The organism is Gemmatimonadota bacterium, from assembly GCA_026387915.1.
GTDB lineage: Bacteria > Gemmatimonadota > Gemmatimonadetes > Gemmatimonadales > Gemmatimonadaceae > Fen-1231.
On the sequence record JAPLKS010000023.1, the window covers coordinates 1 to 14,579 of the forward strand.

A 14,579-nucleotide genomic window follows, 5' to 3' on the forward strand; every position below is an offset into this window, starting at 1 on the left:
AATCACCACGGCCCAGGGTCATTCGCTGACCAATGTGCCCATCAGTTGGACCGTGACGGCCGGTGGTGGCACCATCGCGCGTGAGGACACCGTGGGTGGATCGCTTGTGTGCAACGCGACGGTGGGCTCTTCATTCGACGCGGTCACAAACACTTCAGGCAAGTCGCACGCCTGCTGGACGCTTGGCGCCATTGCGGGGACGAACACCGTCACCGCGACGGCAAGTGCCGGTGGCGATGCGCCGGCGGGTGTGACGTTTGTGGCGACCGGCACCAGCTGGACGACGACCGCCGCCAAAGCCGTCGCGACGCTTACGCTCAGCGGGCTCGATCAGACGTATAACGGTGACGCCAAGAGCGTGACGGTCACTACTACACCTGCCTCGCTTTCGCTGGTCAACGTGACCTACGGCGGCTCAACGACAGCACCGAAAACCGCCGGTAGCTATGCGGTGGTCGCCACGCTCGACAATCCGAGTTATCAGGGAACGGCGAGTGGCACACTCGTAATCGCGCAGGCATCTCAGTTGCCGCTCAGCATCACATCGCCGGCTCCGGGTGCGGCGTTTGGCGGAACGGTGCAGTTGTCCACCGATGGCGGCAGCGGCACTGGTACCGTGACGTACGACGCTACGGGCTCAACGGCATGCACGGTCACTGCCGGTGGACTCGTGAGCATCACGCACGGCACCGGCACGTGCTCCGTTACGGCCTCGAAGGCTGCCGACACGAACTACGGCTCCGTCAGCTCGAGCGCGTTCACGCTCACGGTGAGCAAAAAGAACACAACGATCACGCTGAGCAATCTCGGTTACACGTACGACACCACACCCAAGAGTGCGACGGCGACGACGGACCCGGCTGGACTCGCCGGCGTCGCCATTACATATGATGCGAGCGCTACGGCTCCGACGAATGCCGGGAACTACGCCGTCGCCGCATCGCTCGATAATCCGGATTACGCCGCGCCGACCGTGACGGGAACGCTCACGATCGCCAAGGCCAACCAGGCAACGCTGCTCGTGAATGCGCCGCCCTCGGCCACGTTCAACAGCGGCACGGTGCAGTTGACCACGAGCGGTGGCAACGGCGGCGGCGCGGTGACGTATGACGCCAGCACCACACCACTTGTCTGCTCGGTGAACGCGACCTCTGGGGCGCTGACGATTCTCGTCGGTACCGGTTCGTGCGTGGTATCCGCGGCCAAGGCCGGTGACACAAACTACAATGGCACAACGTCTGCCACGGCCTCCATCACGCTGAACAAGGGCAGTCAGAGCATCACCTTCAGCCCACTAGGCGGCAAAACGTATGGCGATGCCGCGTTCAGTGTGAATGCGACGGCTTCTTCATCGTTGGCGGTGAGCTTCGCGGCGGGCGCAACGGACAAGTGCACAGTCTCGGGTAACACCGTCACGCTCACGGGCGCCGGAAACTGCACCATCACCGCTTCGCAGGCTGGCAACGGAAACTTTGCTGCCGCCACGCCGGTGCCGCAGACCTTTGCGATTGCCCAAAAGGCAGCAACGGCGACCGCGGGCAGCGGCAGTATGAACTTCGGCTCGGCGGTGCCGTCGCTCCCGTGCGTGGTGAGCGGCCTGCTCGGCTCGGACGCCGTGACGTGCAGCACCACGGTACCAGCCATCACGGTTGGCACGCTCGTCACCACGGCGTCGCTGAATGCGGCGGCGGCCGCGACGAACTATTTGTGGAACTACGTTGATGGCGCGCTTGTCGTGAACAGTCTGGTCTACACGCAGTACAACTGCTTTGCCTCGCCAATGACGAGCACCGCGGCGGCGGCCAAGACGGCAGAGCACAACTCCACGGTGCCGCTCAAGTGCAAGCTGCTGGATGGGAGCGGTCGTCCGGTGTCAACGGCCAAGGGCAATCTGACCGTTCAGGATAAGGGCAAAGACGGCACGACGAACGGCTCCACCGTATTCTCGGCGACAAACGTCTTCAGGTACATGACGTCCGACGATGCCGACGAAGGACAGAACTACTATCAGTACAACCTGTCCACCTCCACGAACAGCTACACGAGGGGTCACTACTACCTCGTGACCGCCACGTGGACCGACGGTTCCACCACGAAGGGCTGGATCTTCGTCAAGTAGTGCCTGCAGCTGCCGTACCCCCCGGAACGAAAACGGGCTCCGAGATAATCCGGAGCCCGTTTTCTTCTTCCGCGTCGACCCCGCGGTTATTTCGCCGGCTTGCTCGAGGGAGGCACCAGGTTGTTCATGCGGAGATACGTCACGAGGTTGCCGTAGTGTTCGTTGTCGTGCGTTGCATTCTCCAGCAGCGTGAACAGGCGCGAGTGCGGTGCACCGAACAGATCCACCGTCGCGGCCGACGCCGCATCGGTCTGCGCGTAGGCTTTGGCGCAGTACGCATTCGAGCTCTTCATGGCGTCGATGAGCGCGGCCTTCGTCTTGGCGGCTTTCTCGACCGCATCTTCGGCGGGAGGCTTCTCACCCATCGCGATGGCGCAGAACATCCGCTGCGATCCGGCGACATGGCCGATCAACTCACCGAACGACCGCACCGCAGGCGTCGGCTTAAACGCGAACTTCTCTTCCGGCATGTCAACCGCGGACTGCACGATGTACTCGGTCACGCCTTTCCAGAGTTCGCGAGCATCGGCCATGGGCGATGATGCCGGCTTGCCCTGCGCAAACAATGGCGTGCTCACGCAGGCGAGCACCAACAGAGAACGGAGATTCATGAGAAGAGGGGTGTGAGGGGGGACGAAACCAATCCGCCGCGACGCGGCGCTCCAGACGAATTACCCTGCTCCCGCCAAAAATCGCAAGCGCTCATTTCGATTTATCTGCCGGTGTACACGCCGCTGTTCCATTCCTGAAGTCCCTCCGCTCCCCCCCAAGCCGTGAGGTCGTTCATGCATCGTTCGAAGCGCTTTGCCGCGCTCATTCCGCTCGTGCTGTTAACCGCCGGCGCACGTCCCGTACGTGCCCCAGAGAGTATTCACGCCAATGAAAACCGGGTCGCCGCTGGCACGCTGGCAAATGGCGTGTGGACCGTGCGGCTCGAAACACGCACTGGCATCTGGCAACCAGAAGGCCCGGAAGGTCGGGCAATCACGGTTGGAGCATTCGCGGAAGTCGGCAAAGCGGCAACCGCCCCAGGACCACTGATTCGCGTGCGCGCAGGAACAACAGTGCACGTCCTCCTCCAGAACAACTACGACGCGCCGCTCACGGTGTCCGGATTTGGTAAGACGCGCGGAGCGTCTGACAGTACCGTCATTGCGCCCCATGCTTCGGCCGACCTGCGTTTCGTTGCCGCTTCGCCAGGCACGTACTACTACACGGCGCATCGTCCACCCCAGGGCGGAAACGTTGCTCCTGAAGATTTGCAACTCGGCGGCGCGATCGTCGTAGATCCTGCGAGCGGGTCGGCGGCAGACCGCGTATTCGTGATTGGTTGGTGGCTCACGGTTGACCCCAAGAGTCCGACCGGATTGGGGCGCGGCACCATGACCATCAACGGACTCTCGTGGCCGCATACCGAACGGCTCGACTACGCGCAGGGTGATTCGGTGCGCTGGCGCGTGGTGAATCTCACGGGCGCCGATCATCCGATGCATCTGCACGGATTCTATTTTCGTGTGAATGCGCGAGGCGATGGGATCACCGACTCGCTCTACACGGCCGAACAGCAGAAGATGGAAGTCACGCAAATCGTCGACCCAGGTGCCACCATGGCTGTGGCCTGGCGCGCGACGCAGCCTGGCAACTGGATCTTTCATTGCCATTATGCGACCCATCTCTCCACCACCGTAGCGCTCGACACGGAAAATGGAGAGATCGACGAATCGATGGCCGAGCATCATATGTCTGATCGGCCGCATCAGATGTATGGACTCGTGATGGGGATTCGCGTGGAGCCACGCGGCGTACAGGCCGCCGCGCCCACTGGGGCGCGTCCTATTCGGCTGATCGTGCGCGAGCAGCCGAAGGTGTACGGCAATCAACCTGGATTTTCATTTGTACTTGGCGGCACACCTGACGAACTGAATCGCGATGCGATGCCCGTGCCCGGCCCAACGCTGGTTCTTGAGCGCGGAAAGCCGGTGGCCATCACGATCATCAATCACTCGATTGACCGTGCCGCGGTGCACTGGCACGGCATTGAACTGGAGAGCTACCCCGACGGCGTTCCGGGGTGGAGCGGTGCCGGCACCAATGTGCTGCCGTCTATCGGACCCGGCGATTCCATTACCGTGCGCTTCACGCCGCCGCGCGCGGGCTCGTTTATGTATCACTCGCATTTCAACGAACTGCGGCAAATCAGCGCGGGGTTGTACGGCTCCATTGTTGTGGTAGAGCCCGGCACACGCCTCAACACGGAAACCGACCGTCTGCTGTTCTTTGGCACTGCGGGCTACGGCATCAATCCGGTCTTTGGCCCGTACCCGGCATTTGTGATGAATGGCCAAACACAACCGGAGCCGATGAACCTCAAGGTAGGAACGAAGTATCGGTTCCGGCTTTTCAATCTCGCCGGTGACGAGCCGCTCCTCGTATCATTGAACGCAGGTGCCACACCAACGGCTTGGCTCCCAGTCGCAAAGGACGGATATCCACTGCAGGCAGCACAGGTCAAGTCGCAAGCGGCCAAATTGGTGTTCGATCCGGGCGAAATATATGATTACGAGTTCACCCCCACGGCCTCCGGCGAGCTGACGCTCTCCTTTGGTCCGGTGCCAGATCCGCCAGGCACACCACCATTGCCGCCGATATTTCAGCCGCGCGCACCCAGGGTAACCGTGCAAGTGCACGTGCATCAGTAGCACACACACAACGGGCTCCGGATTTCTCCGGAGCCCGTTGTTGTTTTGTCGGTCTATTACTTCGGTTCGCGCATGCGCAGCAATCCTTCCTGCGCTACAGACGCTACGAGTTCACCACTCTGCGTGTAGATCGACCCACGCACAAAGCCGCGCGCGCCGGCGGCGACTGGGCTATCCATGGCATAGAGCAACCATTCATCCACGCGGAACGCGCGGTGCATCCATACCGAGTGGTCGAGCGACGCGATCTGCAGGCCGCGCGAACGAAACGGAACGCCGTGCGGCTGTAGCGCCGTGGGAAGCAATCCGTAGTCTGACGCATACGCGAGCACGGCCTGATGAATCCACGCGTCATCGGGCAGCGTGCCGAGTGCACGGAACCAGGTATGGCGCACGGGTGGACGTTTTTCCGATTCGAATGGCGAGAGCGGCTGCACGGGACGCCAGTCAATGGGACGATCCTGCGTCAGCACGGGCCGCAACAGCTCTGGAATTTGGTGCGCCATTTCGCGAATGAGGCTCAACTCAGGCGCCAGCGACTCGGGATCTGGCACATCCGGCATCTCCGCATGGTGCGAGAGCCCCGGCTCTTCGATATGGAACGACGCGGAGAGATTGAAGATCGCGCGTCCATGTTGAATGGCGGTCACGCGACGCGTGGTGAAGCTCGCGCCGTCGCGCAACCGATCTACGAAATACACAATCGGGGCGCTGAGATCACCGGGCAGAATAAAATAGCCGTGCGCGGAGTGCGCGACGCGCGGCCCTTCTACTGTGCGCTGAGCAGCGACCAGCGCCTGCGCAAACACTTGGCCGCCAAAGACGCGGCCGGTGCCAAGGTCGCGGTTGGTGCCGCGGTAGATATTGACCTCGAGCGGTTCGAGGTCGAGCAGGGCGAGGAGTTTGGCGGTGGTATCAGGCATCCTGCAATATCGCACGAATCATCATCCGTGCGACACCGTCGCTCATGCGCGCCAAGGCAGGGGGGTGGCCGAGACGCGCACGAGCGAGGGCGGCCCTGCTACGGCATGGCGCTGCCAGGCGCGGCGCCGGAGCTCTTTTTGACCACCGCACCAAGGGCCTCAATTACCGCGGCTGTTTCCGCAGGTGGGTTGGCCGGATCGGCCCCCAGTTTTTTGGCGACTGCGAGCGCATCGTCTACGGCCTTCTGCGATTCGGCCGACAGTTTTTGCTTTTCCCACCGCGCCGCGCGCGCCACATACTGTGCCGCACGGTCAATATCCTCAGCCACGCGCTCCATCTTCGTAAAGCGCGGCTTGGCCCATCCGTTTGCCGCCAGTTGATGATGATGTTCGGCGAGCAGGTGGTCGTATTCGGCGAATTCTTTTTCTAGCGAGGCCGCGCTTGGCGGGGTCGCGGCGGCGAGTTTGGCGCCGAGCGCGTCGATCTTTGGCTCCGTTTGCATCATCCGGCCGCCAATCACTTCGTCCTTGCAACGCCCCAGTTCCTTTCGGAAATCGAGCGAAACAGCACCCATCTCGCGAGAGGCAAGGCGCGCCTGCTTGCTGGTGAACAACTGAAAGACGTGGTCGGTGCCAATCAGGTCTGCTTGCGCGCCAACGGGACGAGTGGCGACGGCCGCCAACAACACCCCAAGCGCAATGCGTGATACGGTGCGCATGATCACCCTCCAGGCGAGTATCGCCGGACGCGCCGGAACTCGGCGGCGGCCGGAGCTCCTGCACGTTGGCGTGCCTTGGTCCGGAGGCGCCATACCGTATTAGATGACGGGGCGACAGGGAAACGCCGACCACCGCTCGGCACCGGAGCCTCCGAGAGGAGACCCCGGGACGCTGGTTACTTCCGAGTTAGCGTGGCCAGCCCGACTGTGGGATTCCGGGGGTGAGTTTCAGCGCATTCTGGAAGTACACCTTCTTCAGGACGGCATCCGGCAGATCGATGCCGTACAGTTTCCAGAAGGCGTGATAGCCGCGATAGTAATCGAAGTATTCGTCATGCGTTTCGAACACGCGCCAATAGTACGGATACTCTTCTGGCTGAAAGGAGTCTTTGCCAAAGAGAATGCGATCTTGGTAGGTGATAAAGAAATCGTGCGCGCCGCGCGGCTGACGGCCGAGGTCGTACAGCACCGCGCCGAGTTCCGTGTAGACGTTCGGGTAGTCGGTGAGCAGTTTGCCGAGGCGGCCGAGGTCGTTGGCGTACCACGCCATATGCGCGGCGACGAACGTCGTCTTGGGATGTTTGCGGAACAGGTTGTCGCGCTCCGTCATCAAATCTTCGAACTTCGGGAAGCGTTCCGGCGGATAGCGACGATCGGAGAAGAGCGCGAGTTCGAGCCACCGTTCGTTCTTGGAGTCGATGGGCTCGAAGAACTCCTGCGGGTCGGCCGTGTGGATGAACACCGGCAGCTTGAGACGCGCGCAGGCGTCCCAGATTGGATCGAGTTCAGGATCGTCAATTTTGAGACGGCTGCCATCGGGCTTTTTGACGTTGAGGCCGAGGCTTTTTGGAATTTCACCGACGCCTACGGCGCCCGCGGCGACGTCGGCTTCGAGCTGCTTGATGGCGCGCTCGGCCCAGCCCGGCCCAACGTTACTGAAGTTCACGCCAGCCAGCACGCGGACGCGATCCTTCATTTTTGGCGAGGCGTTGATCACCGCCATCGCGCGCTGCAGGCGATCGCCGGACATGTTGTCGGCGGCGACCATCATGCGCACGTTGAGGCTATCGAGCGACGCCCCAAGGCTCGCAATGCTTTCGGCGGAGCCCAGCAATCCCTGCGGATGGCCGTGGAAATCGATGGCCGGGTACTTCGCCTGCGGCACTTTGTGTGCGGGGGTCGTGAGCGTGGAGTGCGGGCGATAATCGAGAATACTGGGTGCCGGAAAGTCCGGCTCGCGGCAGAGGCGTGGCCGAATCTCGGTAGAGCCCGGTGGGCAGCTCTCGCCAGGCGCTATCGTGTTGCCACCGCGACCGCCGCCGCGACCGTTGGTCGGTTGTTGGGCAAAGGCGGGCTGGCTTACGGCCAGTACTGCGGTGAATGTGAAGACGGCTGACGCGAGGCGCACAAAATCTCCGAAGGGGACGAAGGAATGAATCTGGGGCGCGGACGGCTCGTGCGAAACCCGTTTTTCGGACACTCGCTTGAATTTTCAGACGAGTTGCTCACTTCCATCGCCCTCGGCGAAGGCTACGGTATCTTATTCTGATGAATTCCGACCAAACTCCATTTGAGATGCTGGGTGGTGACGCCGCCGTTCACCAACTCGTAGACCGTTTCTACGACCTCATGGAACGCTCGCCGGAGGCCGCGCATGTGCGCGCCATGCACGCAACGTCACTCACGCAGTCGCGGATGAAACTCTATCTGTTTCTCAGTGGCTGGCTTGGAGGGCCGCCGCTCTACGTCGAACGCTACGGCCATCCACGACTGAGGGCGCGGCATCTGCCCTTTGCTATCGGCGCACTGGAGCGCGACGAATGGCTCTGGTGCATGCAACGGGCTCTCGCTGAACAGTCCATACCAGCAGACGTGCGTCACGATCTGTTCGAGAAGCTGAGTAGCCTCGCTGATCACATGCGCAATCAGCCAGATCCTGACGCGCCGGCGCATACGATGCCAATTTTCCCCGCCTGACGCGCTCCGCTACGCCAACTCCAGCTTGAGCGCAGCCAGCAGCGCATCCACGTCGCGCTCGGTATTGAAGAGATGCGTGGAGATGCGGTTGCCATTCAGCATATTGGCTGGAACGACCTTCACCTGGATGTGATGTTTGTCGAAGAGTCGCGTCGCCAGCTCGCCGCTCGGCGCCTCGGGAGGGAGCGAGAACGTCAACTGCGCGGTTGAAAGCGGGCCAGGTGCGGCACTCACGACGGTTGCCTTTGATACACGCTTCATACCGTCGTAGAGGCGGCGGTACAACGTGTTGTTGTGCGCCTCAATGCTCGTGAGTCCAATCGACGAGATGTAATCGATGGCGGCGCCAAGCCCCAGTGCGCTCGGTGTGCTACACACGCCGGTAGAGGCATTGTACGCGCTATGACCGCTTTGTAGCGCAATGGGATCAATGCGCGCACCAACATCGGCGCGAATATACAGCAGGCCGGTTCCCTTGGGTCCGAGGAGCCACTTATGCCCACTGGTGGCGTAGACGTCGCAGCCGAGCGCCGTCATATCGAGAGCGACAGCACCGATTGCTTGTGCGCCGTCCACGACAGATAAGCACTTACGTGAACGCGCCAGCGCCGACAGTTCGGCCACGGGCATCCGCAGCCCCGTGGAGGTGAGGAGATGCGAGAAACTCAACACGCGCGTACGCGGCGTCATCTGCTGGCGGAAGCGCGCGACGATCGCCGACGGATTATTCTCGCCCGGCGGAATAGGCACGACATCGATGATCACGCCGTATCGCCGCGCGACGTAGTCCCAGCAGGCCCGTCCACCGGGATGCTCTTGGTCGGTGGTCAGAATCCGGTCACCGCGCGCGAAGGTGATGCCCTGTGCCACCCAGTTCATTCCTTCTGAGGTGGAGTTGGTGAGCAAGAGCTCGTCGGTGCCACACCCGATGAACGCCGCCGCTTTGGCACGCACCTCCTCCATCTCTTGTTCGTGCTTCCCGTAGCAGACGAGCGTGGGATTGCGTTCGAGTTCCTTCCACGCTTCCATTGTGCGCTCAATGACGGGGCGCGGCGTGGGCCCCAACGAACCCGTTTGCAGATAGACGAGCCCTGGGGCAAAGCCAAAATCATCGGCGGCGGCAAGGCCGCGCCGTATCTCCGTGGCCGTACGACCGATATTTGCCCCTCCGGTGGCGGCCCATGCACGCACAGGAAGCGCGCCGGCTACCGAGAGCGCGCCGAGCGAGGAGAGAAACGCGCGCCGCGTGGGTGAGGGCTGTGTCATGAGGGCCACGGAGAAAGTAGAAAGCGGAGGGGCTCTGCCGCCAAAAGTACGGTACGGTGGAACGAGCGGCAAACGCGCTTCGCGCACACGTAGTTGCCGTTCGCTTCCAAGCCACCGCCAATCGACTAGTGACTCTCCCGAGTCGGCGCCATAACTTTGATATATGTCCGTATTATTTTCCGACGCCTGGGCGCATGCGCTGGGTGACGCGCTGAATGCGAGCGCAGCGTATCGCGACGCCGCCGCAACCTGGGAGGGCGCCCTCCTCCTTGAATGGTTGCCAGATCCGCAGTCGCCACCTGAGCACTCGGTGTACCTCGATCTTTGGCACGGCGCCTGTCGTGAAGCCAGACTGGGTACCACCGCCGATACCGAACGCTCGGCGTTTGTGCTGCGCGGTGACGCGGTCACGTGGGATGCGCTGCTCGATGGACGGACCTCTCCGATTACAGCGTTGCTTCGCGGCAAGCTCAAACTCTCCAAAGGAAGTTTGGCTGCGTTGCTCCCGCACGTCGCGGCGGCGAACGCGCTGGTGGAGGCCGCACGACAGGTGCAGAACTCGGTTGCGGCAGTCAGCCTCGCGCCCGTGTCGGTGCCCGAGCCAGTGGCTCGCAGCGTCGTCGCGGCTCCTGCCGCCGGGGAATCCGTGCGGCGTTTTCAGAGTATTAGCGCCACCGCCCTGCGCTACGACACGCCACCGATGCGGCTGTGGGACAAAGCCAAGCGACTCGGCATCTGGAATCCGGCCGATATTGATTTTTCGCAGGATCGAAAAGATTGGGCGGCGCTCGCCGACGATGAACGCGATTTTCTCTTGCGACTCACGGCGATGTTTGAAGCCGGCGAAGAGTCAGTGACCGCCGACATTCTCCCGCTCATGATGGCGATCAGCGACGAAGGACGGCTCGAAGAAGAACTGTACCTCACATCGTTCCTCTGGGAAGAGGCGAAGCACGTTGAGGTGTTTCGGCGCTTCTTTGACGATGTCGCCGGTGTGCGCGAAGACCTGACCCGGTACCACACGCCGTCGTATCGCCGAATCTTCTACGACGAACTGCCACACGCCATGGGGCGGCTCCGAACGGATCGTTCGCCAATAGCACAGGCCCGCGCGTCGGTGACGTACAACATGATCGTCGAGGGCGTGCTCGCGGAGACGGGATATTACGTCTACCACCAAGTACTGCAGACACGCGGCATTATGCCCGGGATGCAGAAAGTGTCCGCGTTACTCAAGGGCGATGAATCGCGGCATCTGGCGTACGGCGTTTTTCTGTTGTCACGGTTGGTTGCCGAGCACGGCGAACCATTATGGCAGGCCATTCTCGCTCGCATGAATGAGCTGGTGGACCCTGCCGTGCAGATCGTGCACGAAGCCTTTGCGTGCTACGATCCCGCGCGTGTGCCCTTTGGACAGAGCCCAGGCCCGTACGTGGAGTACGCGATGGGGCAGTTCGAGAAACGCATGGCGCGCATTGAACGGGCGCGCACGCAAACGCTCGCGGATGTGTACGGCAGCCAGGAATACGAAACGAACTGACGCCGGTGGGGCAGCCTCTAGCGACGCCCCACGCAGGTGCGCAGCAGACGTTCGTCCACATCGCGCGGGGTCTTGATGGCGTCGTAGAATTCGTCGAAGTATGCCAGTGACTTCTTCACGTTGGCCGGCGTGATCAGCTTGCCAACCTCATCGGCATACAACGCATAGATCGCGTCTTTTTTGGCACGGAAGAGCGCGAGCGCCGCTGGCAGACTGGCCGCGTGCGCGCAGTAGCCGCGGTACAGGCGATCGGTCACCCGCCGAATGGGAAGTGACGGATCGACGGTCGCGTACGGCGCGTTCACCGCGCCGGAGAAATCAAAATCATACGCGATCGGAATGACCGGACTCCCGTCTGGCTTGGCGACGAGCTCGGTGTTATGCAGTCCATTGAACGAAAAATCAGTGTTGGCAATCAGGTACTCAAATACGTACGCCACCGCGGCCGCATCAGCGTCGAGGTCGTCTGCCTGCGCGCCTTTTAGCTTCGTGATCTTCCCGCCGAGTCGTACCGCCATCTCGGCGGGATCCTCGAACACAAATCCGTAGCGCGTTTCTTTGGCCTTTCCGGTGGCGCTGTCCGTCCACGTGACGCGGAGCGCGCGGGCGCGGTGACTCGACGGCGTGAGCAGCTGATAAATCCGATAGAGCTGCAGCTCCTTGAGGACGTCCTGTTCGGCACCGTCCGCGTCGCGGCAGACACTGACCATCTTCGGTTTTTCCAAGCCTTCGAAGAGTGTGCGCTTGGTTGTCTTCCCACTGAAGTTCAGGCGCAGGGGCGGCAAATCGCAGTGCTTGAGACGCCAAATGCCATGCGTTTTGATTTTGAGCGGCACGGCGACAGGGTTGCCGTCGGCACCCGCATACGACATGGTGGCGCTGCGGTACGGTGATGCCGTGTCGCGGTCGCTTCGCAGCCGCTTCAGGTTGACGGTGATATTCACCGCCAGCGGTGCTTCGCTCGCAAAGAGCGGAACGGCGCGGCTCGCGACTTTTGCTGAGTCTGCCGCCTTGATGGGTGGCGGCGAGCCCCCAGCAGACTGCGCGGTGAGTGATGGTGTCGGCAGGCCAACGAACAGGGCCGTCATGGCGACGGCGGCGACACCGTTGATCACTCGCATAAGGTTCGCTTCCTACGCTGGGGGGACTCGACTTCGCGTACGCCGAATATGGACCACAAACCGCGTGGCGGCCAGTCGAGCGGTCAGCCGTCAATGGCGCGATGCATGCGCACAAATCGGATGGGCGTACCGTCGGGTACGATGTCCGTCACCCGTTCGGTTTCGGTAAAGCCACAGGCTTCGTAGAGCGGCACGCCGGGCAGCGTTGCCATCAGTTCGAGCTGGCGGAAACCGGCTGCACGGGCGGCTTCGGTACACGCCTCGAGGAGTTGCCGACCAATACCCTGCCGCGCCGCCTCCGGTGCCACAAAGAAAGCGCGGATCTTCGCCGCCTCAGTTGCGGGGTCGAGAACATCGCGCGTACCCACCGGCCGTTGATCGCCGCCGTACAGTGTCCGCCGCCAGCTCCAGCCGCCACATCCGATGATTCCTAATTCATGCTCAACCACAAAGTAGGTGCCGTCTGAAATCAATCGCGAATCGACACCGAACACGTGCGTGATGGCGGACTCGCTTTCACGCGTCGTGTAATAGCCAACACTGAGCGCCCGGGCAGCGCGCGCAATGTGCAGCTGGAGCGCAGGAATATCAGCGGTGGTCGCCAGTCGTAGCGTACGCATGAGGCTGGCGCTATTCCGTGGGCGGCGCCGAAGCTCCGGCCGCGCGTTGACCACGAAGGTACGCCACCCAGTACACACCGGCCACCAATAGCGTCCCTCCCACCAGGTTGCCGGCGGTCACCGCGACGAGATTCCGGACTACGCCGTCGATGGCCACCGTGCCCTGCGTGTCGAGCGCGAGGCCAAAGGGCAAAAAGAACCAGTTGGCAATGGAGTGCTCAAAGCCCATGGCGACAAACGCCGTAATCGGAAATACGATCGCGAGAATTTTATCGGACACACTGCGTCCACCCATCGCAATCCATACCGCGAGGCAGACAAGAGCGTTGCACAGCACGCCGCGCGCAAATGCCTCAGTAAACGACAATCCTATTTTGGCACGAGCAATCTGCAGCGCGGCCTCGCCTACAGCCCCATCACCGAGGGCCGCGCTTCCGGCCCACACGACGACCGCCACGGTACCAAGGCATCCAATCACGTTGCCGATGTACGCGAGCACCCAGTTCCGAATCACCGCGCGCGTGCCAATCAACCGACTCGCCCACGCCATCGCGAGCAAGTTGTTGCCCGTGAACAGTTCCGCGCCAGCGATGACCACCAGCACGAGGCCAAGGCTGAACGTCAACCCTCCCACCAATCGGGTCAATCCAAAGCCAAGCGTGGACTTGGTGACCACCACCGTAAAGAAAAACGCGCCCATAGAAATGAACGCGCCGGCGAGTGTCGAGAGGGCCAGCAGCGTGACCGTATCGATTTTGGCCTTGGTCACACCAAGCCGTTCAACCATCTGCGCGATTTCACGTGGAGGATGGGCGTCGGCGAAAAATGGAGTTTCGTTCATACGGTTTTGTTGTGAGAATCCAACTGCTGGATTTCCGCTGGCGTCAACTTCCGCCATTCCCCTTTGGCAAGCTCTCCGAGCTTGAGCCCACCGATACTCACGCGCACGAGACGTAACACTTCAATGCCGAGTTCTGCGAGCAATCGGCGGATGTGACGATTTTTCCCTTCATCGAGGACGATCTCGAGCCATGTGCTGCTCCGCGAGCCGACGCGGAGCAGTGCGACGCGCACGACCCCAAGTGCTTCGCCGGAACTCTGCTCGACGACCCCCATCGCGACGCGCCCAATGGTCGCTTCGTCCACGAGTCCACGCACTTGTACATGGTACGTTTTCTCAACGTGCGATGCCGGATCGAGTAGTCGCGCCGACCACTGCGTGTCGTTCGTGAGCAGGAGCAATCCTTCGCTCGCCTTATCGAGTCGGCCAACAGGCCCCACAAACGGAAGCGCCGCGCCCTCTAAACAATCGTAGATCGTTTCGCGCCCCTGGGGGTCGTCGCGCGTCGTGACGAGGCCGCGCGGTTTGTTCAGCGCCACGTACACCCGTTCGGCGCGCGCCACGCGCACGCCGTCCACCGCAATCACCGCGGTCTCTGGCCGTAGGCGAAATGACACATCGCGAATGATGCGGCCGTCCACCGTCACGCGGCCGGCCGCTACCAATCGCTCGCCTTCGGCACGTGAGCAGACGCCGAGCTTGGAGAGCCCGCGCGCGATGCTCACCGTGCCAGCGGTGCCTGCGGTCATGGCTA

The 14,579-nt window shown here is 62.0% G+C and carries 13 protein-coding genes and 1 pseudogene; 5 read left to right on the forward strand and 9 right to left on the reverse strand.

Annotated features, from left to right (window positions below; genetic code table 11):
• The coding region (locus NTZ43_15420; GenBank protein MCX5768608.1) for an MBG domain-containing protein at positions 1-2,119 on the forward strand (2,119 nt) is incomplete at its 5' end.
• A gap of 86 nt (positions 2,120-2,205) precedes the next feature.
• Here the strand turns inward: NTZ43_15420 and NTZ43_15425 are convergent.
• On the reverse strand, positions 2,206-2,730 hold the full coding sequence (locus NTZ43_15425; GenBank protein MCX5768609.1) for a DinB family protein: 525 nt from the start codon (positions 2,728-2,730) through the stop codon (positions 2,206-2,208).
• 174 nt (positions 2,731-2,904) lie between these two features.
• On the opposite strand from NTZ43_15425, the gene NTZ43_15430 reads away from it, so the two are divergent.
• The gene (locus NTZ43_15430) at positions 2,905-4,818 is read left to right on the forward strand and encodes a multicopper oxidase domain-containing protein (GenBank protein ID MCX5768610.1); all 1,914 of its coding nucleotides are present in this window, start codon (positions 2,905-2,907) and stop codon (positions 4,816-4,818) included.
• 56 nt (positions 4,819-4,874) lie between these two features.
• Here NTZ43_15430 and tesB read toward each other — a convergent pair whose 3' ends face one another.
• The 3 genes from tesB to NTZ43_15445 all read right to left on the reverse strand — a co-directional run bounded on the left by tesB (position 4,875) and on the right by NTZ43_15445 (position 7,868).
• On the reverse strand, positions 4,875-5,741 hold the full coding sequence (gene tesB / locus NTZ43_15435) for an acyl-CoA thioesterase II (protein MCX5768611.1): 867 nt from the start codon (positions 5,739-5,741) through the stop codon (positions 4,875-4,877).
• Positions 5,742-5,839: 98 nt separating this feature from the next.
• Entirely contained in the window at positions 5,840-6,460 is a 621-nt protein-coding gene (locus tag NTZ43_15440) for a hypothetical protein (GenBank protein MCX5768612.1), read from the reverse strand.
• A gap of 187 nt (positions 6,461-6,647) precedes the next feature.
• Entirely contained in the window at positions 6,648-7,868 is a 1,221-nt protein-coding gene (locus NTZ43_15445; GenBank protein ID MCX5768613.1) for an amidohydrolase family protein, read from the reverse strand.
• Between the two features lie 140 nt (positions 7,869-8,008).
• Here NTZ43_15445 and NTZ43_15450 point away from each other — a divergent pair, with 140 nt between their 5' ends.
• The gene (locus NTZ43_15450) at positions 8,009-8,437 is read left to right on the forward strand and encodes a group II truncated hemoglobin (protein ID MCX5768614.1); all 429 of its coding nucleotides are present in this window, start codon (positions 8,009-8,011) and stop codon (positions 8,435-8,437) included.
• A gap of 9 nt (positions 8,438-8,446) precedes the next feature.
• Here NTZ43_15450 and NTZ43_15455 read toward each other — a convergent pair whose 3' ends face one another.
• Positions 8,447-9,703, reverse strand: coding sequence for an aminotransferase class V-fold PLP-dependent enzyme (locus NTZ43_15455; GenBank protein MCX5768615.1), 1,257 nt, complete (start codon positions 9,701-9,703; stop codon positions 8,447-8,449).
• Positions 9,704-9,866: 163 nt separating this feature from the next.
• On the opposite strand from NTZ43_15455, the pseudogene NTZ43_15460 reads away from it, so the two are divergent.
• Positions 9,867-10,172 (forward strand): annotated as a pseudogene (locus tag NTZ43_15460) (SCP2 sterol-binding domain-containing protein).
• A gap of 177 nt (positions 10,173-10,349) precedes the next feature.
• Entirely contained in the window at positions 10,350-11,243 is an 894-nt protein-coding gene (locus NTZ43_15465) for a R2-like ligand-binding oxidase (protein ID MCX5768616.1), read from the forward strand.
• 17 nt (positions 11,244-11,260) lie between these two features.
• Here the strand turns inward: NTZ43_15465 and NTZ43_15470 are convergent, their stop codons facing one another.
• The 4 genes from NTZ43_15470 to NTZ43_15485 all read right to left on the reverse strand — a co-directional run bounded on the left by NTZ43_15470 (position 11,261) and on the right by NTZ43_15485 (position 14,574).
• Complete coding sequence (locus NTZ43_15470; protein ID MCX5768617.1) at positions 11,261-12,364, reverse strand: hypothetical protein; 1,104 nt, start codon at positions 12,362-12,364, stop codon at positions 11,261-11,263.
• A gap of 83 nt (positions 12,365-12,447) precedes the next feature.
• The gene (locus NTZ43_15475; protein MCX5768618.1) at positions 12,448-12,984 is read right to left on the reverse strand and encodes a GNAT family N-acetyltransferase; all 537 of its coding nucleotides are present in this window, start codon (positions 12,982-12,984) and stop codon (positions 12,448-12,450) included.
• Positions 12,985-12,994: 10 nt separating this feature from the next.
• Positions 12,995-13,825 carry a formate/nitrite transporter family protein gene (locus NTZ43_15480; protein ID MCX5768619.1) on the reverse strand — a complete coding sequence of 277 codons (831 nt, stop codon included), beginning with the start codon at positions 13,823-13,825 and terminating at the stop codon, positions 12,995-12,997.
• Entirely contained in the window at positions 13,822-14,574 is a 753-nt protein-coding gene (locus tag NTZ43_15485; GenBank protein MCX5768620.1) for a pseudouridine synthase, read from the reverse strand. Before NTZ43_15485 ends, NTZ43_15480 begins: the two co-directional genes overlap by 4 nt.
• Positions 14,575-14,579 lie beyond the last annotated feature (5 nt).

Excerpts from the sequence above, each read along its gene's own strand:
- NTZ43_15425 (MCX5768609.1), bottom strand. The coding sequence starts at position 2,730 with ATGAATCTCCGTTCTCTGTTGGTGCTCGCCTGCGTGAGCACGCCATTG.
- NTZ43_15430 (MCX5768610.1), top strand. The coding sequence starts at position 2,905 with ATGCATCGTTCGAAGCGCTTTGCCGCGCTCATTCCGCTCGTGCTGTTA.
- tesB (MCX5768611.1), bottom strand. The coding sequence starts at position 5,741 with ATGCCTGATACCACCGCCAAACTCCTCGCCCTGCTCGACCTCGAACCG.
- NTZ43_15440 (MCX5768612.1), bottom strand. The coding sequence starts at position 6,460 with ATGCGCACCGTATCACGCATTGCGCTTGGGGTGTTGTTGGCGGCCGTC.
- NTZ43_15450 (MCX5768614.1), top strand. The coding sequence starts at position 8,009 with ATGAATTCCGACCAAACTCCATTTGAGATGCTGGGTGGTGACGCCGCC.
- NTZ43_15455 (MCX5768615.1), bottom strand. The coding sequence starts at position 9,703 with ATGACACAGCCCTCACCCACGCGGCGCGCGTTTCTCTCCTCGCTCGGC.
- NTZ43_15470 (MCX5768617.1), bottom strand. The coding sequence starts at position 12,364 with ATGCGAGTGATCAACGGTGTCGCCGCCGTCGCCATGACGGCCCTGTTC.
- NTZ43_15475 (MCX5768618.1), bottom strand. The coding sequence starts at position 12,984 with ATGCGTACGCTACGACTGGCGACCACCGCTGATATTCCTGCGCTCCAG.
- NTZ43_15480 (MCX5768619.1), bottom strand. The coding sequence starts at position 13,825 with ATGAACGAAACTCCATTTTTCGCCGACGCCCATCCTCCACGTGAAATC.
- NTZ43_15485 (MCX5768620.1), bottom strand. The coding sequence starts at position 14,574 with ATGACCGCAGGCACCGCTGGCACGGTGAGCATCGCGCGCGGGCTCTCC.